Below are 25952 nucleotides of genomic sequence, written 5' to 3' on the forward strand. Positions count from 1 at the left end.
CTACTGAAACTTAAAGTTTTTCATTGTATGTTGTAGGGTTGCAGTATTAAGTTGCATTTCATTAAAAATTACTTCTTGCTTACGTGCGGCTTCAACTTCGTGATTTGCGTATTCAAATACGCTTGCAGCATCCACTGCTATATTCGACGCAACTGCCGACTGTTGTTCTGCGGCTGATGATACGTTCATGGCTAAGTTTTCGAGTACTTTACTTTGTGCATGTACTTGCTCAGACACTGTCCTTGCTTGATCAAATCGCTCTAAAGTGGCTTTTGATAATTTAGAACTTGCTACAATTGAGCTAACTACTTGGTCGCTGATAGACTGTAACTCGCCGAGCAAAGACGAAATTTTTTCTGATGATTCTTTACTGTTTCCTGCAAGGCTTCTCACTTCGTCGGCAACAACGGCAAACCCTCGGCCGTGCTCTCCGGCTCTAGCTGCTTCAATTGCGGCGTTTAGTGCAAGTAAATTGGTTTGTTCAGCTATGTTACTGATTGAGTCTAAAATGGACGATATGCTGGCTACTTGCTGATCCATTTTACTCACTACTTCCTCTACATTAGACATGCCTGTAGCAAGCTCACTAATAGAGCTTTGGCTCAGTTTGTTATCTTCAATTAATAGGGTTGCTTGTTTGTTTAATTCGTCACTCGAGCTGAGTGTTTCAGAGGCTGAGCCTGCTATTTCGCGGCTTGTTGCAGCCATTTCTTCTATTGCGGTGGCTATATTACTCGCCATGGCCAATGTTTTGTTTGAATCATCAAGTACTGTTTTGGTTGCAGTGCTCATATCATCGCTGAGTTTGGAGCCTGAATTGATTGAATGGTCGAGCCCCAATAACAGGTCTTTAAAAGCGAAAATAGTATTGTGAATGGCATTTGATATTTCGCCGAGTTCATCTTTACTTTTAAGCCTTATGTCTATTGTTAGGTCGCCTTTTTCGGCTTTAAGTAATAGTGACGTTAGTTGGCTCAACTCTTTTTTGAGGGTACTTAATAAATGAAAGTTTAGGTACGCTATGATAGCTAATGTAACTAAAAAGTAGGCAATAGTGAGTGTAAGCGTTGTATCGGCTGCTTCTTTTAATTCAAGGCCATCTTTATCAACCGTATTCCATTGGGTGTCTAGTAATTGTTTAATTTGAGTTATTTGTTGTGTTGCCATAGGAAACCACTCCGACGCTGCCGGCAAAGTCGTAAAATTTGGGGAGTTTGTGTTGAGTAATGTATTTGTTATTACATTAATTTTACGTGAGTCATCGCTTTGTATAATACTGTTAAAGCTTTGCAATTGTTGGCCTTGTAAGTTAGCTATTAAGTATTGATTGAGCAAATCTATTTCTGAATTGTATAGGGCAATATTTTGCTGCGTAACACTCGTTAATTGCTTTTTAGCTAGAGTGCCGTTTATTTTCCCTCGGTTTTGACCTAAGCGCTCTTTATAGTGAGCAAGTAAAAAAGCAATATTGAGATCTTTAGATAACACTGGGTGCTTTATTTGGCTGCTCAGGTTTGCCGCTACATCAAGTGAAATTTGGTTTAGTTTACTGTAAAACGCGAATGCATCAGGGGCTGCTTTATTATCAACTTGAGTGCGTAATGCCGCTTTTTCAGCATTGAGATCAAAAAGAATACTTAAATTTTTAGAGACCTTTGTAGAATTTTTAGTGAGTTGAGCACTTACCGACTTTAAATGCTGTATTGAAGCATCTGCCTTTTGGCGTTGCGCGAGTACTTTGTTTTTTGCTGCGTCTGAGCCACCTCCTAAAAATCCTGCTGTTAAACCGCGCTCTACAGCATGATTATGTGCCACTTTTTCAAGCGCATCGAGAAGGCTAATTAACGTTATATCTTGCTGTAGTGTTTGCGACTCTTGCCATTTATTTGTGATATTTTGTATTAAAAGTATAAAAATAAAAACCATTAATATTATTGAGGTCAGCAAAGAGAGTTGAATAATAGATAGTCGCCCAAGTAAGCGATTCATAAGGTCAGTCCTATAGTGTATTTATCTCAGTATTTTGGTTAAGCAATGGTTGAGCTGGTAAACGGCTATTAGCTATTTAATACATAAAGCGTAGTGTAGTTTTTAATAAATTCACCTGAGCAAGCGAGTTAATTTGATGAACAACGTTGTTTGTGAGGTATTTAACAGTGCTTTGTTTACTAACTATTGCAATTTTGTAAGCATTTTGGTGGTGGTTACCTTGTTATTGTTTTGCTTAAGTTGAGATAATGATAGGTGAACCAATTTAACGGACTAATTAAAATGAATAAATTTATACTTACCCCGCTTGCTATTACACTTTCTTTAACGCTTAGCGCATGTGGTGGCTCTTCATCAGAGAGTAGCTCTGGCAGCTCGTCAAGCGGTGGCAGCACAGTTCAACTTCAAACTATTGCCTTACAAACATTAACACGCGAATGCGGGGCTGATTCAGCGTTTCAAGCAGATGTTGTTTTTCATAGTGATGATGGTGATGCTATCGGTTCTGTTAAAACCGATGCAGAAGGTAAATTTTCAGGTGAGTTACCCTCAGGTACCAAACATGTATCAGTACTAGGTGATGTGTTTGATGAAGAAGACGGCGGTTATAAGCAAATTATCACTGAGCTTGATATTGAAAATAGAACTAACTTAGGCACCTTTTATTTTAATGACTTCACAGGTGATTGTGGATGTACTGAATATAATGTTGATACAACAGCGCTAAGTACGATTGCGTCTGATTACACAATATATCAATCACAAGGTAATGAAGTTTCAGGGTCTGTAAATATTTGCCCGAATGATAACAAGCTTTATTTAACGGCGCTTTCTAGGTACTCAGTTGATGCGAAAGCTGCCGTTATTGATATACCGGTAAACTCATCAGTTATTACTCTCACGGATGAAGACTTTATTCATGACGGTGTTGAAGTTCCAGTTCAATTAGATGTTGATGCTGATTATGCTAGTACTCGAGGTTATATAGAAGCTGATAATACGTATAGGTTTGTTCAATATAGTGGCTCTGATATATCAAGCACGCTTTTTGTATTCCCAACAGTGACTGAGCATAATTTTTATGTGCAGCTTGATTTTATGTCAGACCTTATGAATGTAGATGGTGTTGACGTTGAGATTCAAAGTTATGCCCGAAGCGCAATAGACAGTAATGGTGGTTATCAGCTGACCACGCTTCCGAGCGTTACTGATGATTTAGGGTTTAGTTTACTTCAATTTACTGAAAACAGTGATTCAAGCTTTGACTTTGGTAATGTTGACAACCGATTTGCTCGCACAATATGGGGTTACAGCTTTTTAGTTGATGATGCAGCAGAAAGCCGATTTGATTGGACAATAAAAGCGGGCATAAGTGGTCAAATTCCAGATCTATCTTTTGGTAGTGTATTCCCTGAACCTACCGACGAGGTTATTTTAGAAGAGTTAACGGTATTACTTTATGGTTATGCTGGAAATGCAACCGATGCAAACAGTTATACAAAACTTTTAGACACGATTTCTGAAGGTGGGCATTTAACTAAGCCAGAGTTTAGCAACTACGTGTATACATTTGTAAGTGCTGAAATATATTAGGCTTTGCGTTAAGTTACTTTTATAAGGCCACACTTGTGGCCTTTTGCTTTTTAAATTTACTCACACTAAATTTTACCTACCAATACCTCCTTCTTCCTGCTCTTTTTTACTGCATCAATAACAATAAAAGAGCGCCTACTTTAGTTAAATTAAACTTATTATTAATAAAATGTGTAAACTGATTGTTTAAATTTAGCAATAATAAATTATTTAAAAGTAATCTAGACTGTAAATCACTCAATTGGCAAGCATATGCGGTGTTACTGAGTTTACATAACAACAGATAATTTTAGAGGAATTTATTATGAAGTATTAAGGGTATAAAACGTTCACAACAGCGCAAGAAGAGGGCGTACTCACCGTAACATTCGATTATGGAACAGTAAATGTGCAAGGGTTCACCATGCTTGCAGAGCTCAACAGCTTAGCTATGAGATTGGAGCGTGACCGCAGTACAAAAGTGGTTGTGTTTCAATCTGCAAATCCAGAGATTTGGGTTTGCCACTATGACACTGAGTTACTTAAAGATATGTCTCAAGAAGCGTTGTCACGCGATGATGTTAAGTTACTTGACTTGCAATCTGTTTGTGAGCGCATTAGTAAAGTACCTCAAGCAACTATTGCAAAACTAGAAGGGTTTGCACGCGGGGGCGGCCATGAACTTGCACTTGCTATGGATATGCGTTTTGCAGCTCGTGGTAAATTTAAGTTTATGCAAATGGAAGTGGGTATGGGGATTTTACCTTGTGGCGGTGGTGCATCACGTATGGCACGCCAAGCAGGGTTAGGTAGAGCACTTGAAATTATATTAAGTGCACGTGACTTTGATGCTGATGAAGCGCAAGCATATGGCACAATTAACAAAACTCTAGAGCCAGATGAAATTGGCCCTTATGTTGATACCCTAGCAAAGCGAATTGCACAATTTCCTGCAGAATCAATTAACGCATGTAAGCAAGCTGTTTATGAATCAATAGATAAACCAATTGATGAAGCACTTAAGGCTGAGGCGTACTGGCTATATCAAGCAACTAGCAAAACACCAGCAATTAAGCGTTTTGCGGCCGCGGATGAACAAGGCTTAGAGCACGACATTGAAAACCAACGTAACTGGAATGAGTTAGTGATGAAGGTCCAGGAGATAAAGTAATAACTCATACAGTCAAATTGATTAAAGTCATACTTAATTACAATAGATAGGAGTTAGTATGTTAGGCGAAGATCATTCACTTATTAATGAATTTCCATCATATAAAGAAAAAATTATCGCGTTAAGTTCGACTAATGCGGAGTTTGGAAACGATGCAAAGCGCTATCATGAGCTTGATAAAGAAATTAGAACACTTGAGCTAGATAACGCGCCCATTGGCGATGAGGCTTTACATAAATTAAAGCAAGAGCGTGCAATATTAAAAGATGCGTTATATTGCCAATTGTTGAAAGCTTAATAGTGAGTTATGAATAAACACACTATTAATACCTTAGCTGAGTATTAAATGAGTGTGGAACTGTATAATAAGCAGCCTTATGGCTGCTTATTTGTATTGGGTATAATTAAAGTACGTATTAGTTTACTGTGTGTTTTCCCAATATGGGATTTCACCATAATGCTTTATAAAAAAGTCTATAAACGCACGCACTTTTGGCGCAAGCAATCGAGAGCTTGGATATACCGCCCAAATGGCAGGGTTTGAATCCATGGGGTAGTCTTTTAATATTTGAACTAGGGTTCCTTGTGCTAATGCTTGGTGAACACACCATATTGATGAGATGGTAATGCCGGCTCCATCAATGCATGCATCTCTTATTGACTCTCCATTATCAATACGAATATTGCCTTTAACTTTAATTTTTTCAATGCCGTTTGCTGTTTTAAAATTCCAATGATCGATACCAATTAAGTTAATACAATTGTGGTTAAGAAGGTCGTGTGGTGTTTTAGGTTCTCCGTGTTCTGCTATGTAGCCTGGTGAGGCGCATATAATTCTATGGTCGCGGGCTAACTTCCTGGCTACGAGGGTTGAATCGTTAAGCTCGGCATTTCTGATAGCGATATCAAAACCACCTTCTACCATGTCTACAATACTATCACTTTGTCTTAAATCCACTTTAAGCTCAGGGTGCTGCTCAACAAAAGCTTTAAGTGCGGGCACTATATGCATACGACCAAATGAGGAAGGGGCTGCAACACGAATCGTGCCTTGGGGGGTAAAAGAGCCTGCGCCTACAGCTGCTTTTGCACTATTTATAGCATTTAAAATCTCTTCGGCGTGAGGTAAAAATTCACGGCCTTCCTCTGTTAATGATACTCGTCGTGTAGTGCGATGAATAAGTTTTACACCAAGCGATTCCTCAAGCTTAATAATATGCATGCTGGCGACCGGCGGCGACAGACCTAGTTCAGCGCCTGCTGAACTAATATTGTGTGTAGAGGCAACACGAACGAATAACTTGATGTGTTCATTGTTCATTATTAAAGCCTATTATTAATGAAATTTTAAAACTGATTATTCATTTCAGTGTATTATCATATATATGGTTTGTAAATATACTCTATGCACAAACTAAATAAGAGGGTTACCATGAAAGCGATGATTATTAATGAGTTTGGCGCAAGTGATGTATTTAAAGCTGCAGATATTGTTAAACCAGCTGTAAAAGAAGGCCATGTAGTCGTTAAAGTAATGGCTACGAGCGTAAACACGGTTGATATGATGATTCGTCAAATGGGTGACGCATTAGCTCCCTTATCGCCAGCATTACCGGGTGTATTAGGTATGGATTTTGCCGGTGTTATTGATGAAGTTGGCGATGGGGTAACCGGATTTGCTGTAGGCGATGAGGTATACGGCTGCGCTGGTGGGTTGGCAGAGTTACAAGGCGCGTTAGCAGAATATATGCTGGCCGATATTAAGTTAATAGCACACAAACCTAAAACATTGTCTATGCGCGAAGCGGCAGCTATTCCTTTAGTAGGTATTACGGCTTATGAGGGCTTAATGCGCGCTTCAGTAAAGCCCGGTCAAAAAGTGTTAGTGCACGGTGGATCTGGTGGCGTTGGGCATATTGCTTTGCAGTTAGCTAAGTATTTTGGTGCTGACGTATTTGCGACAGGTGGTGGCGATAAGCAATCAGCACTAATCGAAAAACTAGGTGGCACTGCCATTAATTATAAAACGCAGAGTGTTGCCGATTATGTTAAGGCACACACTCAGGACGCGGGTTTTGATGTTGTTTACGATTCAATTGGTGGTGCAAACCTACTAAAATCGTTTGATGCTGCTGCCTTAAATGGTCATGTTGCTACTACGGTATCGTTGGCAGAAATAGATTTAACTCCTGCTCATTTTAAAGGGCTGTCGTTACATGTTGTATTTATGCTTATACCTATGCTGCACAACCATAAACGCCAGCAGCATGGTGAAATATTAGCTAAGCTTGCAGCAATTATTGATGAAGGGCACCTTATGCCTGTGTTAGATAATATTGAATTTAACCTTGAGGATGCCGGTAAAGCGCATGATCGCCTTGCGAGTGGTGAAGGTATGGGAAAAGTGGTTATTTCACTATAAATTGTCGTGTTGATTTTAACCGAGCACTTATTAAATGTGCTCGTTTTTTTTGATTATTTATCGGTAAAATCACTCTATAAAGATTTACGGTTGAATAGCCGTAAATTCAATTGAGATCTATTTGTTTCGATAAAAATAATGTAGTTAAGTCTGTTATTTTTATCAGAGCTTCTTTATCTGCATGGGTCCATGATATTTTCGACCCAATACTTTCGCAGCAAATCACGCCTAGTGCTTTATTATCTTTAAAATAAATGTAGTCAAGTAGTGAGTAAATATTGTATGGCTCAAAATAGCTTTTGGTAAAGCCTTTTGTAACTTCGTGATTTCTTGCATCGGGGGCATCAAGTATTTGGTGGCTTAGTATGTAGTTAAAGTAATCTGGGTAGTCTTTTGCTGTTAATACTGAGTCAAGAATGACTTCATCGTTCTCATCAAGGCACATTAAGCAATTTATCTCAGAGTATTCTTCATTAAACAACCATAAGCTGACTCTGTTGGCCGCAGGTATTAATCTTTTTAGTTCACTGCATGTTTGTTTGAGTTTGTGTTCTCTTTTAATGCTCGGATCACTAATTTTTATTGCTAAGTCTTTTAGGTTTTCATTGTTTGGGTTGTAAACATTAAGCAAGCTGTTCAAGCTATCTTTATTAAACGGCTTAGTTAAATAACCGTCCATGCCAATATTTAGGTAATGCTCAATATCTTGTTTCATTGTGTTGGCAGTCATGGCTATTATAGGTATTGATTTGCCTTTGTCTTGCGTTCTTATGGCCTTAGTTGCTTCAACCCCATCCATTACTGGCATCTGAATATCCATAAAAATTAAATCAACGTGGTTGGTAATAAAGTAATCAACGCACTCTTTACCGTTTTCACTAAAAACCACTTTTGCATTATGTGCTTGTAACATTTTACTGACGACGATTTGATTTATTTTATTATCTTCCGCCACTAAAATAGTACAGCCTTGTAAATTAGTTACTTCTTTGTTTTTCTTTAATAAACTGTCTAATATCGATGCTTCAAAACTTTGTTGGTAAATAAATGTAGAGCCTTTGTTTTCTTTACTGGTAAAACTGATTTTGCCATTCATTAAATGACTTAATCTATTACAAATGGAAAGGCCTAACCCTGTACCACCAAATTTACGAGAGGTAGATGAGTCAGCTTGATGAAATTCTTTAAATAAGTTTGCTTGTGCTGCTTTGTTTATGCCTATACCAGTGTCTATAACTTCAAATACTATGTTCTGTGTATTTAAAGAATGACCTTTTAGATTGATTATTAAATCAACGTGTCCAGCTTGAGTAAATTTAATTGCATTTGAGCATAGGTTATTTAATATTTGCGATATTCTTAGTGGGTCACCTTTTAATGTTTTAGCCACTTTTTTATCTATTGATACATTAAACTTTATACCTTTATCAGAGGCTTGTTTTTTTAGTGGCTCAATTACGCCATAAACAACGTCTTTAAGGTTGAAGTCGATATGCTCAATGTCTAACTTTCCGGCTTCTATTTTTGAAAAGTCTAAAATATCATTCACTATATTGGATAAAATATTGGCTGAGTTTAGAATGCTTTTTAGCGCAATATCTTTTTCATTATTACTGCTATCAGATAAGCCAAATTCGGCTAAGTTTAAAATACCATGAAGTGGGGTTCTTAGCTCATGCGACATATTAGCTAAAAATTTACCTTTTAAATCATTAGATGTATCTGCTTCAGTTTTTAGTTTTTCAAGCTCTTGATTATGAACTTTTTGCTGTTCTAATGCTTTACTTAGCTCTCTATTTTTTAGCCTTAACTCTAATTGGGCTATTACCTCTTTACCTAAAATAGTTAATGCGCTTATTTGCTTTTTTGTTAGTTTTTTGGGTTTATCACTAATTACACATAAAGTACCAATTGTACTGCCTTGCGGTGTGATAAGGGGCGCGCCTGCATAAAAGCGAATGTTGGGGTCGTTGGTTACTAAAGGGTTGTCGTGAAAGCGTTCATCAAGTAATGCATTTTGTATTTCAAACACTTGATCTTGCAAAATAGCATGAGAGCAAAACGCTATATCACGCTCTGTTTCACTGGCATCAATACCGTACTTTGATTTAAACCACTGTCTTTGCGGATCGACAAGGCTTATAAGTGATATTGGTGTATCACATATATCTGAAGCTAGCTGAGTTAAATCATCAAATACTTTTTCTGCATCGGTATCTAATATTTCATACTCATATAAGGCTTTTAATCGAGACTGCTCATCTTCAGGAATTCGTGCTTTTTGCATAGTAATACCTAATGTTTATATAGAGTTACTATAGAAGTAAATTAGTAGTAATAGCAACTTTTAGCTGCAAATTCACGGAAAAAATGGGGTGTTTCTTTAGTTTGTAGTGACTTAGTGACTTAGTGTTATAAAGTAGAGTTACTTTTATAGTTTAAATAATAAAGAGCCAAATAATTAAATTATTTGGCTCTTTATTATTATTATTTTGACCTTTATTTATTTCTTTTTCTCGCTTGGTACGGGCTGGCCATAGCTAGGAGAACGTGGGCCATATAGCAGACCATTGTATGTATCTGATGATAATAAACGATTTGATGTAATTGCAGCGATCTCGAACCCTTTGTCTGTAATGGTTTCTGCAATTTGGTTTATTGCAGCCACAACTAACATGCCGACTAAACCGCCACCGCTATTATTTTGTTGCTCGGCTGATGAAGCACGCGCTTTGCCTTGCCATAATTGCACCCCAGTACGCAAATCAACAAGTGATGCAGAAACAGTAACAGCCGTTTCACTAGAAATTACAACATAGCTTGTACCGTACTCTTCAACGGTTATGTAAAGTGCAGAATCGGCACCAAAAATACTTTGAAGTTTATCTACAGGAACTTGGTGTACGTCGCTTGCAACAGTAAGACCATTACCTTTAAATGTTTGTTCAACTACAGCTACCGGAAAAACATAAAATCCAGATTCTGCAATTGGAGCAACCATTTGTGTCATTACGCTATAAGGTGCGATGACTTCAGGTGTGTTATTAAGTGGCGGTAAGATAATAATTGAATGCGGGTCAGCTTCTTTGAATGCAGTATAGTCATGGGCTGGTGGAGGAGAAACACAGCCAGCAAGTAATGCAACAAGTGCAGCAGCAGTAAGTGATTTTAAGTTGAACATATTAGGCACCTTTCGCAGATTTTAATAGAAAGTCGATATATGAGGTTGATTCTGGAAACAGTGACTTTTCAGTTTCAAAGTGAGTTGTACCTAATGCAGCATTACCTGTTTCAAAGTAAAGCATACCTAAATGAGCGTGAAGCCCAGGTGCAATAGCTTTGCTTTTGTTTGCTGCGTCAGCAATAACTTGCTTCAGCATAGTAATTTGTTCTTCAAGGGTAACATCTTCTGCTTTTAAGTAAGCATAAACTGCGGTGTTATACTCACCATAGTAGTAAATAGGTTCTTTGGTTGAGTTACATCCTGTAAGCGCTGCACAGACTAATGCTAGGGTTATTAATTTTTTCATTACTTATCACCCCATTGACCAGATTCAAGTCCAGTAACTAGTTTATTTACTACTTCGCGGATTGCTAAGTCGAGCACTTTTCCATTAAGAGTTGCATCGTATGAAGCTGTGCTACCAAACCCAACAACTTCACGTTCAGATAAGCTGTATTCACCTGCTCCTTGAACTGAGTAAACCACTTCTGAGGTGGTAACATCAACAATATTGAGTGTTACTTTAGCGTAAGCAATTTGTGATTTACCCTTACCAAGTAAACCAAAAAGCTGACGGTCGCCGATTGCTTTACGACCAAATTCAGTCACATCGCCAGTAACCACAAATTTAGCACCGCTAATTACTTGTTTTGTACCTGTTAATTTAGCTTCGTCAGTAAGTGTTGCCATATTATCGCGATCAAGCACGCTAAAGCGGTTAGTTTGTTGTAAGTGGCTCATTAAAGTTGTTTTGGCTTGGTTACCTAAACGATCTTGGCCTGACGAAAAAATACCATTTTGAAAACTCGAGCGATTAACAAATTGACCTACTACAAGTTTACTCTTAGTACCTGTATAGGTTGTGTTGTAACTTGCTACGGTAGGGGTCTCAACAACTTTTGATGATGTTGTTGCACATCCAGCTAATGTAGATGCCATTATTGCAGAGATTAGAATCGTTTTAATGTTGCTTTTTACTATGCGCATAAGGTGTTTATGTCCGTTTAAATAATTACAAAAATATTTTAGAAACAGACTATTAACACTTAGTTCAACTAAATAAATATTTGTAGAGTCCATTCCGAGTGTATTTATAAACAAAAAACAATGTAAATGCAATGTTGTTTTATAATTATTAGGTACATAAATTTATATATTTCAAGGCTGAAATATTAGCAAAGACTAAAATAATAATACTGGTTTTCTAGTTACAACACTTTGGCTATTGATGCTTGAAAGTAAATAAACACGTAAGAAATTGTATGTTGGCATGCCATATTTCAGTTGTTTATTGTTGCATTTACATAATTAAAGTTTCTAAGAATAATTACAGGCAATACAGTGCTAATAAATATGGCTTTGTTTACACTATTCACGGGGTTTTGAGTTCACATTCATTGCTAATTTTAAATATAGCTTTTAAATCAACCCTCTAGCTTGCTTAGCACTCATTAATAGTTATAAGCCGGACTTTTTTAGTATTTGGTTAATAACAGTGTTAATGATCTACATTTTGCTACTCTAAATTATCAATATAATTGAGCTTACCTTTAAGATGGTACTTTAAATAAAGATAACGAGTTAACGTTAATATGAGTACCAAAGTCCCAATACCTAGTTGTATAAGCCATATTGTTGAGTGGTTGTACATTAAAACGCTCACGGCCGCTGTGATGCAAAGTGCAGCCCACAAAATGGAACAGCCTATAAGGTTTAAACGCCAATAGTTTATTTGATTAATAAGCTGCTGCTTTTTAAAAAGTAGCAAAGCATTAAAATCTAAGGTATTGGATTTAATAAGCTTTTTACGTTTTAGAAATGCCCATATTGAAAACCCAATTGGTAACGGAGTTAAAATTGCGTATAACACTTGCTCAGGAGTACTAGTTGCTTCAAAAATTAATGCATAGATACAAAATAAGCTAACAAATGTGCCTGCGACTAAGTCGAACCATGCTTTGATTGATTGTTTTTTTCTTGCCGATGTAATTTGGCTCAGTAGTGCGGCAGTATCCAGTTTTGGAGTAGCATTTTTATAGTCTTTTTGCCATTGTTCTAATAGTGGATCCATAATTATTATTGCTCCATTAGCTTTTGAAGTTGCACACGTGCGCGGCTAGCGCGCTTGGCGACGTTCGCTTCGTTTATACCTAGCGTATGTGTTATTTCGGCTTGGTTAAAACCTTCTAATTGAAGAGAAATAACTTGCCTAAATTTTAATGGTAGCCGTCTCATCGCTGTCATTAAATCATACGTGTTATCGCTGTGTTGGTGAGAATCAGTACTAACCAAGTCAAGTAAAGGGTCGCTTAAATTATGACGATCTTGGCGACGTGTTTCTTTTAAAACATGATCGACGGCACGGTTGTGTGCGACCTTGGCAATAAAGGTCTTCATACTTGAATCGCCTCTAAAGTTTTCTACTGAATGCCAAACAGTTAATGATATATCTTGCAGTAGGTCCTCTCTAAGTGCTTGGTCTGCTTCATGTGTTGCAGCAATACGCGCCATTAAAAGTGCGTATTGCAGTAGTACCTCATGAATATGATCCTTTTTACTCACTATGCTTCCTTGTGTTTTATGAATATATTGCTGTAAGCAATATGGCTTATACACATGAGTATAGGACCCGTAATAATTGCACTTAATAAAAAAGTGTAAGGAGCTAATAATAGGCTTAAGAAAGAAATCAGCGCAATTAAACACATTGGTTTAAACGCATAGAAAAAAGCATTGAGGCTACTTTTTAATGCTTGCAGTACATTTTTATCACCTAGTAAAACACAATAGCTTGCAAAGCTGACTGGCAGTGTAACAGGAATAATCGACGCAAAAATAATACCCAGTTGCCATTGAGACACTTAAGTAGGCTGCGAAAACAAAAGTAAATTGATGCCATCATTTCCTAGTAAAAGCTTTGCTACAAATAACTGAATAAAAAAAGCAGATGCTAAAATTGCTGAAAGCGGAATCATACTTAGCCAGTTTTTAGCTTTAAAAATCGACTTTAATGAAAATACTTTTTGAGTGGCCAAGTGATGAATTACTATTACAGCGCTACTGCCTACAAAAGTGGCGACCCATTTAGAGGCTAGCATGCCATAAGGGGCGGGTAGTATTTGAAAAATACCTTCAATAATTAAAGGAAGCAGTAAAAATAAAAAAAGCTTTACAGGTGCGCGTTTAAATAGTGAAAAACCGTCTTGAAACCATTTATTAGCTTTACTAGCGGGTAAATTATGTAGTGAGCTTACTGTTAATGTACTCATTGTTACTCTCCTTTTGATTGTTATGTTATTAGTCGATAACAATGAGAATAACCTGACATTTTATTTTTCATTAAAGTAAAAAATATTTTTAAACATAAAAATAAATTTAGATTAGCTCGCACCACAAGCAGGGTGTAAATCAAGTACCTCAGTAACTACTTGACCGAATAAAGCTTGTTCTTGCTCAGATAAATTAATAGTTGGGTCAAACTTCATGGTGTCGGCGGGTTGTGAAGTAATTATTTCTGAAAAAGTCATGGCTGTTAATACATTGCCTGCGTAAGAGGCATGGTTACCATCATCCATATGTAGTTTTGCATTTGGCATTAACACTAAAAACCTGTTCCAAACAAGGCCAATGGGAGCCACGCAGCTAGGTTGTTTAGCGCTTATTGATAAGTGTAAGTCGTATACACGCAGGCCCTCTTCAGGGTTGCCTCTTTGTGGATGTTCTGGGAATAAAATAGGTGTAATGTTGTGTGTTTTGGCTGATGAAATTAAATGCTCAGCGGCATCGGTAGAGTACGTTGTTAAACCAGACTGAGAGTATTTTTGGCCTTGAAAAATAGCATGGCTTAGGTTGTTGTTTTTAAGCTTGTCCACATTTGCCCTAATACTCACAATATTATCTAAAAAAGGTCCCGATACGGTGGTTGTATGAACTGATTTATCTGGGTATTGGTTTTCGATTATATGCTCAATGATCCGCCCTAACTGACTGCTGTGACTATTGCCATAAATAATAATGTTGTAATTATCTTCGGTAGTGTTTTGCGTAATTGGAGTAAGACTTACACTTGTATTTGATTGCGGAACTTTGGTATTACTGCTGCCTGAGCCACAGGCTGATAAAAATATTAAAGAAAAAAACCAAAATTGTTTAGGGTATTTAAAATTCAGCATGCCAATTTGTACCAATAATAAGAACTATTTACTGATACTAGTAGGTCGATTCATATGCCGCAAGTTCTTGCACGGTTCAAATATCTTAGTGATATTTTGTTTTATGATTTAAACAAAAAGCCCAGCAAAAATGCTGGGCTGAGGTATTTACGTAATAAACGCATTATTGCGTTAATTCACCAGTAGATGACTCGATGTGTGCTCTTACAAACCATTGAAACTGCTCAAGGTCAGCAAGTTGGCTTACTAGCATATCTTCAGATACTGGATCTAAATCTGATACCGTTTCGATGGCTTTACGGTGATCGGCATTAATGCCGTTGTACACCTTATCTAACGCGCCTAAATGCTCGGTAACAAGTCCTTTACCTAGTGAATATTCGTTCCATGTACGACGGTCTACAATTGACTTAGGTGTACCTACTGGTACGCCGCCTAAAGTGGCAATACGCTCGGCTATTGTATCTGTCATTTCACGCACAGCTTCAACCTGCGGGTCTAGCATTTCATGTACACCTATAAAATTAGGGCCAACAACATTCCAATGAATATGTTTTAGTGTTAATTGAAGGTCTATAAGTGCAACCATACGGTTTTCTAGGGCTGCGATAGTTTTATCAGCTGATTCATTACTCATACCTGGTGCAGTAAATTTAGCTTGCTTATTTGTGTTACTCATAACTTCTCCTACTTAACTATTTAATATTTTTATGTAGATCCTTTACATAATAAATACGTGATAATTATATAAAGCAATCAATATGCCGGAAGTTAAATTTAATAAAGTTATTTAAATTCAATGGTTTGCATTTTGTTTTTTTTGATTTGTTTTTTTAACAGTATGAGGTGGTTATGAAAAGTCTGCATTTTTTTGTAAAATTTGCAGACCAAACAGATTTGTTGAAACTAAACTAAAATATTTTTAACGGGTGTATTCATGTGCCTTTAATAACTCAAGCGGTATTACTTCAAGCGACATCTTATTTGTGGCCTCCAGTAATACTGGCGGCGCAAGGTTTGCTTGTTGCGCATGAAGCCACCTTATCGCGCATAAACACCACTTATCACCCGCTTTTAAGCCTTTAAAATCGTAAAGTGGATTGGGCGTTATTAGGTCATTACCTTGTGACTTCGAAAACTGTAAAAATTCCTCGGTCATAACTGCACACACACTATGATTACCGCGATCAGAATCCGGTACATAGCAAAAACCCTCGCGAGTATACCCGCCATTTCCGCAACATAACTGTAACCGAGTATCGAGAACGTTAAATTGGTTTGCCATTAGGTGCCTTAAGTGACTGTGTTTAATAAAATAACAATAACCTTATCAGGCACTAAAAAGTATAGCTACTAAAGTAAGGATGTTTGATTACAACTTTTTAAGAAATCGAGATACTTTAATGGAGAGTAGGGTGGAAAAGTATGATTTGTGCCACAAGATAGATTAACTAGATTGTGGCACAAGTTAAGTTAAAGTTTGTTTATTATTCGTATTTTCTGGCTTTTTTAGTTTTGATTACTGCAATGTATGCATGCCAGCTTGCGTAGCTAAGTAGTGGCATAATTACAATAAACCCAACAGCACCAGTTACAAACCCAAGCGCAACCAGCAGAAAAATACATATTGACCAAACAACCATCGGCGCAAAGTTATTTTTCACGGCGTTAATAGATGAAACTATAGCTGTCATTATGTCCACACGTCTTTCCATCATTATTTGTGGTGTGAAAGCCGATACAGAGAAAACAGACACAAGTAAAACCCCACCTGCAATTGTCCCGAGCGTTAAAAATGCTGACAGTTCTTCAAATGTTGGGTTAGCGTAGTTAGGGTATAAAGCGTGAACAAGAGCGGCAATGCGCATCCATGCTATCATTATTACAAGTAATAATATTGCAAAGCCCCATTCACCAACAGGATTTCTAAACATTGATTTTAGTGAATGTCTTAACGTTGGTTTGTGACCTTTTTCAAGTTCCCATGCTACGTCGTATAGGCCAGCTGCAAAAGCGGGTCCAATTAATACAAACGCAACGGTGGCGGGTAATATTACAAATACGCTTTGTGCAAAAAATGCAGAGTAAATAATAGCAGCAGGAATAATACTAAACACTAGGCCATAAATCACAGTGAGTAATGGTGCGCTGGTCATATCTTTAAACGCAAGTGCCAACCAATGAAAAGCAGCGAACGTATCTACTTTGTTGCATTCTATACAGCGGGCAAATTCGGTATTTTTATCAATTGTTTTTGTTGTAGGCATAAGTGGAGCTCCTCTATAAAGCCTCTATTTAGGTTTAGGTCATAAATGCTTTATTTACAAATATTAAACATAGATACGGAGCTAAAATTAAAATTGTTCACTAAATAAACGCTGTATATTTATTAGTCGCGGGTATTTCATAATAAAAATTGCACAAGGGGATTACGCAAATCAATATTAATAAGGTGCTACTTTACCTGCGGCAGGTTAAGTAGCTAAAGAATATTCAGCCCAAACTTATTGCTAAATACTTTATTTCATCACCACTTATTTGTGGTAAAAAATAAATGTCATTGTATTTAAAATACTGCTGAGAATTTATAGTAATAGGCTCAGCTGAGGTTGGTAACTCATCATAAATTTGTCCCAAACTGTAATCGTAAGCATTGCCTATTTTAATTGCTTTGTTGCGCTGTATTATTGGTCTATCAACGACTTTATAGCCTCCTCTATCAGCAATATAGTAAACATTTTGATAAGTATAATACGTGGATTTGTGGTGCTTAATACGCGAATAATGCCTTGGAAGCTTTTTAATTCGTAGCCCATGAGGTGGCATTACAGTATGGTAGCCTTTTTTAGCTTTTCGGTAATAAATACCGTCATTAAAACTAAACGAAATTCCATTAAACCAGATAGAAGTACTTCTTCTAGGTAAGTGCCTTATATATTTATTTTCTTTGTAATAGCGTGGTTTATATCTATTAGTTAGGTAGTTATATTTATGGTTGTCGTAACGTAAGTGTTTACGCTTGTCTTGCTTCTTTTTTTGTTTGTTTTTTTCTTTTTTGCGGTCTTGACGCTTTTCTTTTTTTTGCTCTATTCGTAGCGTTTTTTCATAGCGGCGTTCATCGCGCTTATATTCAATGCGTTTAGGATTTTCGCGCTTATAGTTTATATGGTTTTCTCGCTCGTTGGGTGCTGAAATAGCTGGGCTTGAAAGCGCGCCAATGGCAATTATGCCCGGTAGTAAAAAGGAAAGTTTCATAGTGTGCCTCGTTTATGTTGTTACATAACTAGACTTAATATTACCCCTTGAAACTGAACATTAACTGACCTACTTACTTTTTGGCGTTCCCTTTACAATGCTTTACGTAGACCACACAGTTTCTTACCGTTTATTACAATTTTAAACAGGGCGCTTTAAATAATAATGCGTATGCGATGATAAAGAGAATAGGATAAATTTAAAGACTGGCTTTTTGAGCCAAACTATTAAAATTTAGATGATTTTAATAGTTTGTTCGTTATTGTTTAGCTGTGGTTAACTAATCTCATCAAGTAAATGCATTACGCGTTCGCTGGCAGCTTCCATTTTATGAATATGCTTAATTGCAGATTCTTTATCGCCATTTTGAATAGAGCGCAGAGCCGCAACACCATTTTTATGCACTTCACTATGTGGGTTTTCTAATTGTTTAAACGCATTGGTGTGTTTAAATTCAGCAGATTGTTCTGAACTATACCACTGACCTAATCGGCACATTGTGTGATCGCTAAAGTCATTAATCGATTTATTACTTTGGCCATTTGCAACAGCATATACGTCACCTTTCCACACAACATGGTCAAGTTTAACGGTTTGTATAAATGACAAGGTCGCTGCTTGAGATATTGTGTTTTTCATATTGTTGCAAAAATCAATAATTGAAGTGTAATCGGTATTGAGTGCATCAAAATTGTCACTTAAGTGCGAACTATTTTCTTTAATACCTTCCACAGAGACCACTGTTTCGTCTGTTTTATTGATTATTTCTTTTACAAGGTCAGCTACTTCTTGCGCCGATTTATTTGTGTTTGTTGCCAATACTCTTACTTCGTCTGCTACAACGCTAAAGCCTCGACCTGCTTCACCAGCTCGTGCAGCTTCAATAGCAGCATTTAGTGCTAGTAAATTGGTTTGATCAGATATTTTACTAATGGTCGAAACAAACGTGCTAATTTTTCCAGCCATGCTGGCTAAGCCTGAAATGTTTTCAGTCATGCTACCCATTTTGTTTGTCATTAAATCCATTTCTTTAACAATATGATTGAGTGAACTATTTGATTTTTCGAGCAGGGTATTAATTTTATCGCTTACTTTGTTTTCTTCATCAATTTTGGTGTAAGAGCCCAGTACGGTTTGTCTTATTTCATCAATTTGATTAACACCATTAATTGAACTCAATAGTAAAGAGTGAGTGAAACTATGATCTTCATCACTATTAGGATTGTTAAGCTCTTCAATGAGTGATGTATTTTCACTAATTAACGATGTATTTTTATTGCGTAAACTCTCAATTTCTTTTTTTAGTTGGTCATTTTCGTTTTTCAATATCGAGTAGGTTGAACTTAAAACAAACATATTTAGACCTTGATTTTTAAATAATAATTTACATTTAGTTATCATTATAGAGGTAAAATTTTATTGAGCCTATATTTATCATCACTGTTTTCCTTAAATAAGCCCATACGGTGAAAAATGTTCTGTTAGTTTTCACCGTGTATCATTAAATTCAAAATTCTTGTTCAAAGGCTGCTTTTATAAAGTCCGTAAAAATGTGACTAGGTCGGCTTGTTCTTGCTTGGTTAAATTAAGCTTAATAAGCAGGTTGGTGGTTTTAGGGAAATGCGGGTCGTTTAGTTGGTTTTTCCGTGGCTTTGGTCTAGCCCCACCATGGTTATACATACTCACAATGCCTGCTAAATCTTCAAATAAGCCATTGTGCATCCACGGAAATGTTTGCATTAAGCCTAGTAAAGAGGGGGTTCTAAATTGCCCTATGTGATCAGGGGTATTTGTGGCATCAAAGCGGCCTTTATCTTCAAAGTGTCGACCATAGTAATGCAGCCCAGTGCCATGAAATTGATTGTCACTCAGTAGTGCACCGTTATGGCAGGTCATGCATTTAGCTTTAGTTCTAAATAGGTGCAGGCCATTTAGCTCACTATCGCTTAAGCTACTAATTGCGTGTTGTGGGTTTTTATTAAGCTGCGTTAAAAACGTTTTATAGCGACTATTTGGCGCGGCTAATGTTCGCTCAAACGCAACTAAGGCTTTTGCCATTTGCTTTGAAGTTAGGGTATTACTGTTAAAAGCACTTTGAATAAATACATTGTAGCTTTTATCTTTATTTACCCGCGCTAAGGCTACTTGGGGGTCTAGGTCCATTTCAATTGGATTTGCTATGGGCATAAGTGCTTGCTGCTCTGCAGTATTTGCGCGGCCATCCCAAAAAAAGCTTTGCCATTGATCAATACCAAAAATAGCAGGGGTGTTACGTGTGCCTATTTGCTCATCAATACCCACTGCGGTTGTGCGGCCATCATGAAAGCCTTTATCACGCTCATGGCAGGTAGCGCAGCTAACGGTATTATTACGCGAGAGCTGTACATCATGAAAAAGCTTGTCACCTAAAGCAACATGCTCATGTTTTGGCGATGCTACAGGCAAAAGCGACATGGGCTCAACGCTTCTGCCATCACTGGTTTGAATAGTAGGCCAATGTGCTTGGCCTTTGCTATACAAAGCACGCAAGTCTTCATTGTTTAAAGCTTTAGAATCAGCTGTAAATAATAACACAGCAAGGGCTACAAAAATAACTTTAATCATATTTGTAGCTCAATTCTAACCAAAATACTCGACCAGGCTCAATACCTGATGCGCCCTCTGCAACTGTATATGTTCTCTTATTTAATAAATTGGAAATATCAGCTCGTAACTCTAAGGTTTGGCTATTGGTCAGTTTATGTTTGTATTTTAAACTTAGGTTTAGCATTGTCCTGGCACGTATAGTCTGTTCCTGGTAAACATCAAATAGAGTGGAAACAACTGGGCAGCTAGTACAGACATCCCCTATATCAATACTTTCGCTCCCTCCTGTACTTACAGCTGTATCGTAGCTACCTGAATATGAGATATTTAATCCAGTGATAAATGAATCGACCCAATCTACGTTCCAGCCTAAGGCTGCTTTGATAGGTGATCCAAAATTAGTTCGTATCTGAGATAGTTGACTTAATGTGACCAGTGAACCTTCATCTTTTGCATTAACATAGTAAACGAGTTCATCAAGAGGGGTGTTATCTACGGTTGCATTATAATTGTCATTTGATATTTCGTTCTCGGCATACGACGTATTTGCCCATACAGAATGGGCACCAAATTGTGCGCTCCATGCTAGTGAAATACGTTCTGAACTTCCCGTTCCTTCGTTACTAATATCAATATAAGTGTACCCATCAAGATCGGTTTCGTCTGAAGTCGTGCGAGAAAACTGCTGATGTTTTTTACGCTTTACGTATTTTAAAGAAATATTACCCATTGTTTCAAATGCGTGAGCGATACCCAGTGCAAACTCATCATCGTAAGGGGTATCCACGTCACTAAATCGATATTTAAAGCTGCCAGTGTAATTTGAATTTAACCAGCTTTGTAAGTAGCCACTTTCGATAGGCCTATATTGTAGATAAGAAAATTTTTGTTGTTCTTTAATTTTATAACTGATAATGGCAGAGTCGTAATATCGGTTTAGGCCGCCACTGATAATGGTTTTTTGATTATCAAATACGTCGTACCCTATTGAAATTCGCGGTGCTACATCATGGTTTTGCAAAAAGTCATCATAGCTGTAGCGCATGCCTAAATTTACATCAAGTTTACCGTACTTGATGTGGTCGGTAATGTAGAGTGCATTGCGATTTAAATTTACATCTATGTATTCAGCAGGGCTAACAGTTCGGCCATTAAAAAATTGCGCAGTAGTAGTTATATTATTACTGTATGCGGTGACGTGCTCCGAGTTGTTAAAGTCAATCTCCCCACCTAATTGCTCAGCTAATTCTTCTATAGGGATGAGAGTTTCAAGTGCCTGACAATCAAGTGAATAACCACTGCAATTAAGGGGTGTAGTAGCACTAGACCATATAACAGGCGAACTGTAGTTATAGCCATCTTGAAAACGCTCACGCTCTATTTGCTGATATTTAATTTCTGCACCAGCCACAACAGAGTGCGTTAATCCTAAAAATTTAAAAGTTTCTAGGTTAAATGTATTTTTCCAATTGGTGGTGAATTGGCGGTTATCTAACGCCCCATAACCACCTTGGCGTGAAAAGCGTTCGTCTGCATCGCCTTGGTTAGCGTATTGTCCCCAGTCTTTTCCTTTTGTTTGTAGCCAATTATAAAAATGCGCTGGGCCATCACGGCTACTATCACTTATGTTTAAGCTTAAATTACTTGCCCATGTTACATATTTAAAATCTTGCTTTAATTGTATTGCGCTACCATAAGCGCCACCTTCTAACTGATAATCACTATCAAGTGCATCAGTAATAAAACCATTCACCTCATAGGGAGAATAGATCATACTTATCGTAAAATTATCAACCCAGCCGTTCTTATAACCATATTTAAATATAGCGTTAATGTTACGGCGGCTTTGGGTTTTTGTTTGCCCCAGTGATAAGTCACTTATATCACTATTAAGGTAATTTAAACTAAACATTACACCGTGGCGTTTATTAAGTTGTTTTTTAGCGCTCAATGAATAGCTTATTTTTTCGTATACTGGAGCCTCTAATTCAGCTTCATCTGTACTGCTTTGCTCAGTTTCATCGTCGGCTTGAATATAATGATAATCAGCCCAATCACTGTGATTACCGCGTACAGTAAAGCTAAAACTATCTTTGCCAAATGTTTCTTTTGTTTTGGTATCAACAATACCGCCAGAAAAACCACCAAATTCAGCCGGAATATTATGATCGTACACAGTGATTGACTCAACAATATCAGAGTTCACATTCATACTTTGCACACCGCCTGACACATCATTGCTTGATGATGTTAAGCGGCTACTACTGGCGGGATCAATACGATTATTGTAGTTCATACCATCAAGTGAAAAACCTGTTTGCCAAGGCTGGGCACCTGAGATGGATATTTCTGGCGCACTGATCTCTGCTAGGCTTTCAATGCTGAACGCCTCATTGCTTAATTGTACGCCTGGTAAAAGTGCAATTAGCTCATTTATGTCGCCATTTCCTTTGGCTGTTACATCAATAAAACTGCGGTCTAAATACGAACGACCAATAACTTCAGGAACTTCTATCCCTATAAATTGGCCTTTGACTTCAATGTGTTCGATAGCTTCACATAAACTTTTTTTTTCATCAGTGAGTGTGCTGCAATCTTCAGGTGGGGGAGGAGTCTGTTTTTGCTCGGTCGCACCATATGAATTATGGGCAAGCAAAAACAGACACGCATAAATATAACGTGTCTGCATTTTTTTCTCTTATTTAGTTGCCAATTGGAGTGCTGTCTTCGCTATCAGCAATACCATCGTTATCAGCATCTTCATCGGCTGTTAAACCCGAAGCGGCAATATCTTCATCAGTTACGTTTGCTAAGAAGAAGTTAGGAAGCCCATCGTTATCAGTATCAACACTGGCAACACGGTTATCCCTAAAGTCATCTTTGCTTGCAATTAATTCAGCCATTGTGGTGTAAAGGTCAAGTTGGTCGGCTTCACCATTTACCTCGTTAGTGACAAGCGCTGTCGCTTGCTCGTATTCGCCAAGTAAGGTATGCGCTTCGACTAAATCTTCCATGGCATCAATAATGACAGTATCGGCTTGTGTTAAAATAAGCGTTTCAATATCAGCGAGAAGTGCTGAGGTTTGTGTTTTCACACTACTGTAAGTGCTGGCAAAGTCAGTAATACTGCCGGCATTAGCCCCCATGCTAGAAAGTATGCTGTAACGTTCCCAAAAGCCAGTTGCAGACGGACTAAGTAGTATTGTTTCGTTTTTTAGTGATTCGAGTACTTCAAGAAGTTGGTCGCTTGTTAATGTGCTTAAACTTTTGTTTACTTCAGCTATTGCATTATTAAATGTAGTTAAGGCTAAGTCGGTAAAGCCTGCATTTATTAAATAACCTAATGTTTCTAAGCGGTATTCAAATCGGTCTTCAATATCTTCTAGTGCACTAATTTTACTTAGTAATTGCGTATTTATTGCGGGGATTTCATCAGTTAAGCCTGCGCGGTCAAGTGATACCATTACATTGCTATGCACAGTAATTGCAGAAGTGTCGGTTAAAGTTCGTAATGTGCCTGTATTTAGTTTATTTAACATGGTTAAACAGCGATTTGCGGCAGCAGCAGTATCTGAGCCGACTTCTCTACTAATGGTGACTAGTAAACCACAGCCTTTATAGCCAGCTAAGAAAGAAGCAGATGACTCTGCACTTATGTACTCATCAGATGAAATAAACTCACCCGCATACGTTAATACCTCTTTCGCTTGTTCGGTATACCCGTACTGATATAAAATTTGCGCTGTGCCTGCGTTGTTGTCTGTTTCGACTAAACTTCTGAAAAATTCGTTATAATCACCTTCCTCAGTAAAAAAGGTAAAGGCCTCAGCGGCTGCATCGGTCACTGAAGAGCCCGACATAATGCTTTTAGCTACGCTAAAGCTATACATAATTTGATTAGCACCACTGATATCAAAATCAGATGAAAGTAAGGCAAACGCAGGATTTTCTTCGAGGTCATAAAGGCCTTCAAGTAATCCGGCCAGAGTTTGTAGTGGATAGGTATAAGTACCTAAATTGGCCTCAGTGTATTCTGAAGCAGCAAAGTCATAGTTGCTATCTATGCCCGTTACACCATAAAACGACAGCGCTAGGTTTACGTATTCTCGAGCTAGCTCAAGCGAGTTTGCGCGAAATAAAACCTCTGCTGCCCATGCGGTATAAAGCGCTTTTAGTCTTTGTGTTTTTTTACCTTTAAATTCGCCGGTTTTTTGAATTTGGTAACCGGTGTTACTTGAAATATTTACTAGCGCAATAGCAAAAGTTTGTGCTGTGAGTTGATTGGCATCAGTTGGTTTGGCAGCATATACCTCTAATGCACCTTCGGCTGCATTTTTAAACGCTGTTTGAAAGTAACCATATGTTTTTGTGTACTCTTCTTCACGTACAATCTCTGCGTAGCTGTTAATGGTATTTAGCAGGGTTTCTGCTTCATCGGTTTGGCCAACATCCATATAGTCATTTACTAAACCAAGTAACCAAGACGCATCGCTACTATTTATATTTTCAAACCCTTTTTCAGCTAAATACTGGTTGTAAGCAGCTAAAGCACGTGAGCGATATTGCGCACCTTGTTCTATTTCGTTGATATTATCTAAAGCAACGGCAACATCTTGTAGGCCACTAGCCAGTGCCGTTTGCTCGTTAATCAGTAATAAATAATCTTCGGCGGTATCTAAAAATCCAGCACGTGCATAAGCGGCAGCTTGCGCTTGGTAAACGGTATAGCGTGAAATTTCATCGTTAATGCTTTCGTTTACAATATCGGCTTGTTTTAAGTGTGATTTACTAGAGCTGTAGTAAAAATTACGTTTGTCTTCATTTGTTACATAAGAAGGGCTTAGTGTAATGCTGGCCGTAATTGGTTCATCAATTACGCCATCGGTGTAGCTAATTTCGAACACTTCATTAACTGAACTTAATGTTTGCGCTTCAAAGGTAAACTCGCCCGTGCTTTCGTTTATTGTAATTACACCATTTTCAGGGGAGGTTACCAGCGTAAATGTTATTTCATCTCCATCGGCATCAACTACATTAATAGTCCCCTCTGTTGTTGATGATGAGGTAACAAATACGTTTGTTGTTTGTAATATCGGCGTATCATTAACATTTTCGACCGTAAAGTTAAGCGTTACATTTGAACTAAGAGAACCATCGCTAGCTGAAATTGAAGCACTATCGCTACCAAAGAAGTCGGCATTAGGTGTGTAAGTAAACTCACCATTTGCTTCTACCGCTATAGTCCCATTACTTGGCGCGTTTGCTAATGTGTAGCTAAGTGCCTCGTCGTCGGTTGCCGTTACTTGAGCAGTAAATGAAGTGTCTTCGTTTACAGTAAAATTTAAATTAGGTTGTGCAAATTGTGGAGCTGTGTTGCCAGAGCCACCACCACAGCCCGCTAAAGCAAGGGCGCATAATATTGGGGTATATTTAATAAACGTGTTCATTATTGTTAATATATAAAGTTAATGATGTTGCGAATGATAACGCATATCAATTAGATTTAAAAGTGTGATTTGTATTTGTATTATAAATAGTGAGTATTCAATTGAGGTTAAAAGT

At 37.6% G+C, this 25952-nt stretch carries 22 protein-coding genes and 1 pseudogene; 4 read left to right on the forward strand and 19 right to left on the reverse strand.

Features of this window, described 5'->3' with window-relative positions; genetic code table 11:
• Positions 1-1989 (reverse strand): methyl-accepting chemotaxis protein, encoded by a 1989-nt coding sequence (locus tag KZZ04_RS00680; RefSeq protein WP_138527820.1) that lies wholly within the window; start codon positions 1987-1989, stop codon positions 1-3.
• Between the two features lie 282 nt (positions 1990-2271).
• On the opposite strand from KZZ04_RS00680, the gene KZZ04_RS00685 reads away from it, so the two are divergent.
• The 3 genes and pseudogenes from KZZ04_RS00685 to KZZ04_RS00695 all read left to right on the forward strand — a co-directional run bounded on the left by KZZ04_RS00685 (position 2272) and on the right by KZZ04_RS00695 (position 5030).
• Positions 2272-3582 carry a hypothetical protein gene (locus KZZ04_RS00685; protein WP_219421399.1) on the forward strand — a complete coding sequence of 437 codons (1311 nt, stop codon included), beginning with the start codon at positions 2272-2274 and terminating at the stop codon, positions 3580-3582.
• 304 nt (positions 3583-3886) lie between these two features.
• Positions 3887-4732 (forward strand): annotated as a pseudogene (locus KZZ04_RS00690) (enoyl-CoA hydratase/isomerase family protein).
• A 58-nt stretch (positions 4733-4790) separates the two neighbouring features.
• The gene (locus tag KZZ04_RS00695) at positions 4791-5030 is read left to right on the forward strand and encodes a YdcH family protein (protein ID WP_058403144.1); all 240 of its coding nucleotides are present in this window, start codon (positions 4791-4793) and stop codon (positions 5028-5030) included.
• Positions 5031-5153: 123 nt separating this feature from the next.
• Here KZZ04_RS00695 and KZZ04_RS00700 read toward each other — a convergent pair whose 3' ends face one another.
• Positions 5154-6053 (reverse strand): LysR family transcriptional regulator, encoded by a 900-nt coding sequence (locus tag KZZ04_RS00700; RefSeq protein ID WP_058403143.1) that lies wholly within the window; start codon positions 6051-6053, stop codon positions 5154-5156.
• Positions 6054-6164: 111 nt separating this feature from the next.
• Here KZZ04_RS00700 and KZZ04_RS00705 point away from each other — a divergent pair, with 111 nt between their 5' ends.
• Positions 6165-7154: a zinc-dependent alcohol dehydrogenase family protein gene (locus tag KZZ04_RS00705; RefSeq protein WP_138527816.1), complete on the forward strand. Its 990-nt coding sequence runs from the start codon at positions 6165-6167 to the stop codon at positions 7152-7154.
• 106 nt (positions 7155-7260) lie between these two features.
• Here the strand turns inward: KZZ04_RS00705 and KZZ04_RS00710 are convergent, their stop codons facing one another.
• The 17 genes from KZZ04_RS00710 to KZZ04_RS00785 form a co-directional block, all read right to left on the reverse strand.
• Complete coding sequence (locus KZZ04_RS00710; protein WP_058403141.1) at positions 7261-9441, reverse strand: ATP-binding protein; 2181 nt, start codon at positions 9439-9441, stop codon at positions 7261-7263.
• Between the two features lie 216 nt (positions 9442-9657).
• Positions 9658-10335, reverse strand: a complete 678-nt coding sequence (locus KZZ04_RS00715) for a DUF799 domain-containing protein (RefSeq protein ID WP_058550769.1) — start codon at positions 10333-10335, stop codon at positions 9658-9660.
• A gap of 1 nt (position 10336) precedes the next feature.
• Positions 10337-10684, reverse strand: a complete 348-nt coding sequence (locus KZZ04_RS00720; RefSeq protein WP_219421401.1) for a DUF4810 domain-containing protein — start codon at positions 10682-10684, stop codon at positions 10337-10339.
• Complete coding sequence (locus KZZ04_RS00725) at positions 10684-11364, reverse strand: CsgG/HfaB family protein (RefSeq protein ID WP_058403139.1); 681 nt, start codon at positions 11362-11364, stop codon at positions 10684-10686. Before KZZ04_RS00725 ends, KZZ04_RS00720 begins: the two co-directional genes overlap by 1 nt.
• A 529-nt stretch (positions 11365-11893) precedes the next feature.
• A complete protein-coding gene (locus tag KZZ04_RS00730) occupies positions 11894-12448 on the reverse strand; it encodes a hypothetical protein (RefSeq protein ID WP_219421402.1) in 555 nt (184 codons plus the stop codon).
• A 5-nt stretch (positions 12449-12453) separates the two neighbouring features.
• Complete coding sequence (locus tag KZZ04_RS00735) at positions 12454-12939, reverse strand: RNA polymerase sigma factor (protein WP_219421403.1); 486 nt, start codon at positions 12937-12939, stop codon at positions 12454-12456.
• Positions 12939-13238: a hypothetical protein gene (locus KZZ04_RS21115; RefSeq protein WP_257903495.1), complete on the reverse strand. Its 300-nt coding sequence runs from the start codon at positions 13236-13238 to the stop codon at positions 12939-12941. The genes KZZ04_RS00735 and KZZ04_RS21115 overlap by 1 nt, the downstream gene beginning before the upstream one ends.
• A complete protein-coding gene (locus KZZ04_RS21120; RefSeq protein WP_257903496.1) occupies positions 13239-13646 on the reverse strand; it encodes a hypothetical protein in 408 nt (135 codons plus the stop codon). It abuts the gene before it with no gap.
• Between the two features lie 111 nt (positions 13647-13757).
• On the reverse strand, positions 13758-14549 hold the full coding sequence (locus tag KZZ04_RS00745) for a hypothetical protein (protein WP_219421404.1): 792 nt from the start codon (positions 14547-14549) through the stop codon (positions 13758-13760).
• 163 nt (positions 14550-14712) lie between these two features.
• Complete coding sequence (dps, locus tag KZZ04_RS00750) at positions 14713-15228, reverse strand: DNA starvation/stationary phase protection protein Dps (protein WP_058403135.1); 516 nt, start codon at positions 15226-15228, stop codon at positions 14713-14715.
• A gap of 243 nt (positions 15229-15471) precedes the next feature.
• Positions 15472-15834 carry a DUF2237 family protein gene (locus KZZ04_RS00755; protein WP_058403134.1) on the reverse strand — a complete coding sequence of 121 codons (363 nt, stop codon included), beginning with the start codon at positions 15832-15834 and terminating at the stop codon, positions 15472-15474.
• Between the two features lie 202 nt (positions 15835-16036).
• A complete protein-coding gene (locus KZZ04_RS00760; RefSeq protein WP_219421406.1) occupies positions 16037-16816 on the reverse strand; it encodes a DUF2189 domain-containing protein in 780 nt (259 codons plus the stop codon).
• 226 nt (positions 16817-17042) lie between these two features.
• Entirely contained in the window at positions 17043-17804 is a 762-nt protein-coding gene (locus tag KZZ04_RS00765; protein ID WP_058403132.1) for a DUF6515 family protein, read from the reverse strand.
• A 276-nt stretch (positions 17805-18080) separates the two neighbouring features.
• The gene (locus KZZ04_RS00770) at positions 18081-19160 is read right to left on the reverse strand and encodes a methyl-accepting chemotaxis protein (protein WP_219421408.1); all 1080 of its coding nucleotides are present in this window, start codon (positions 19158-19160) and stop codon (positions 18081-18083) included.
• A gap of 177 nt (positions 19161-19337) precedes the next feature.
• Positions 19338-20408: a cytochrome-c peroxidase gene (locus KZZ04_RS00775; RefSeq protein WP_219421410.1), complete on the reverse strand. Its 1071-nt coding sequence runs from the start codon at positions 20406-20408 to the stop codon at positions 19338-19340.
• Positions 20401-23079: a TonB-dependent receptor plug domain-containing protein gene (locus KZZ04_RS00780; RefSeq protein ID WP_219421412.1), complete on the reverse strand. Its 2679-nt coding sequence runs from the start codon at positions 23077-23079 to the stop codon at positions 20401-20403. Before KZZ04_RS00780 ends, KZZ04_RS00775 begins: the two co-directional genes overlap by 8 nt.
• Before the next feature lie 13 nt (positions 23080-23092).
• Positions 23093-25837: an Ig-like domain-containing protein gene (locus KZZ04_RS00785; RefSeq protein WP_219421414.1), complete on the reverse strand. Its 2745-nt coding sequence runs from the start codon at positions 25835-25837 to the stop codon at positions 23093-23095.
• Positions 25838-25952: the final 115 nt, after the last annotated feature.

Origin of the sequence: Pseudoalteromonas sp. CR1 (genome assembly GCF_019392235.1) — a bacterium.
Lineage (GTDB): Bacteria > Pseudomonadota > Gammaproteobacteria > Enterobacterales > Alteromonadaceae > Pseudoalteromonas.

Coding starts and splice junctions, on each gene's coding strand:
- dps (WP_058403135.1), bottom strand. CDS start 15,228: ATGAGTAACACAAATAAGCAAGCTAAATTTACTGCACCAGGTATGAGT.
- KZZ04_RS00770 (WP_219421408.1), bottom strand. CDS start 19,160: ATGTTTGTTTTAAGTTCAACCTACTCGATATTGAAAAACGAAAATGAC.
- KZZ04_RS00725 (WP_058403139.1), bottom strand. CDS start 11,364: ATGCGCATAGTAAAAAGCAACATTAAAACGATTCTAATCTCTGCAATA.
- KZZ04_RS00680 (WP_138527820.1), bottom strand. CDS start 1,989: ATGAATCGCTTACTTGGGCGACTATCTATTATTCAACTCTCTTTGCTG.
- KZZ04_RS00710 (WP_058403141.1), bottom strand. CDS start 9,441: ATGCAAAAAGCACGAATTCCTGAAGATGAGCAGTCTCGATTAAAAGCC.
- KZZ04_RS00730 (WP_219421402.1), bottom strand. CDS start 12,448: ATGGATCCACTATTAGAACAATGGCAAAAAGACTATAAAAATGCTACT.
- KZZ04_RS00685 (WP_219421399.1), top strand. CDS start 2,272: ATGAATAAATTTATACTTACCCCGCTTGCTATTACACTTTCTTTAACG.
- KZZ04_RS00760 (WP_219421406.1), bottom strand. CDS start 16,816: ATGCCTACAACAAAAACAATTGATAAAAATACCGAATTTGCCCGCTGT.
- KZZ04_RS00720 (WP_219421401.1), bottom strand. CDS start 10,684: ATGAAAAAATTAATAACCCTAGCATTAGTCTGTGCAGCGCTTACAGGA.
- KZZ04_RS00700 (WP_058403143.1), bottom strand. CDS start 6,053: ATGAACAATGAACACATCAAGTTATTCGTTCGTGTTGCCTCTACACAC.
- KZZ04_RS00755 (WP_058403134.1), bottom strand. CDS start 15,834: ATGGCAAACCAATTTAACGTTCTCGATACTCGGTTACAGTTATGTTGC.
- KZZ04_RS00695 (WP_058403144.1), top strand. CDS start 4,791: ATGTTAGGCGAAGATCATTCACTTATTAATGAATTTCCATCATATAAA.
- KZZ04_RS00775 (WP_219421410.1), bottom strand. CDS start 20,408: ATGATTAAAGTTATTTTTGTAGCCCTTGCTGTGTTATTATTTACAGCT.
- KZZ04_RS21120 (WP_257903496.1), bottom strand. CDS start 13,646: ATGAGTACATTAACAGTAAGCTCACTACATAATTTACCCGCTAGTAAA.
- KZZ04_RS00745 (WP_219421404.1), bottom strand. CDS start 14,549: ATGCTGAATTTTAAATACCCTAAACAATTTTGGTTTTTTTCTTTAATA.
- KZZ04_RS00705 (WP_138527816.1), top strand. CDS start 6,165: ATGAAAGCGATGATTATTAATGAGTTTGGCGCAAGTGATGTATTTAAA.
- KZZ04_RS00715 (WP_058550769.1), bottom strand. CDS start 10,335: ATGTTCAACTTAAAATCACTTACTGCTGCTGCACTTGTTGCATTACTT.
- KZZ04_RS00780 (WP_219421412.1), bottom strand. CDS start 23,079: ATGCAGACACGTTATATTTATGCGTGTCTGTTTTTGCTTGCCCATAAT.
- KZZ04_RS00765 (WP_058403132.1), bottom strand. CDS start 17,804: ATGAAACTTTCCTTTTTACTACCGGGCATAATTGCCATTGGCGCGCTT.
- KZZ04_RS00785 (WP_219421414.1), bottom strand. CDS start 25,837: ATGAACACGTTTATTAAATATACCCCAATATTATGCGCCCTTGCTTTA.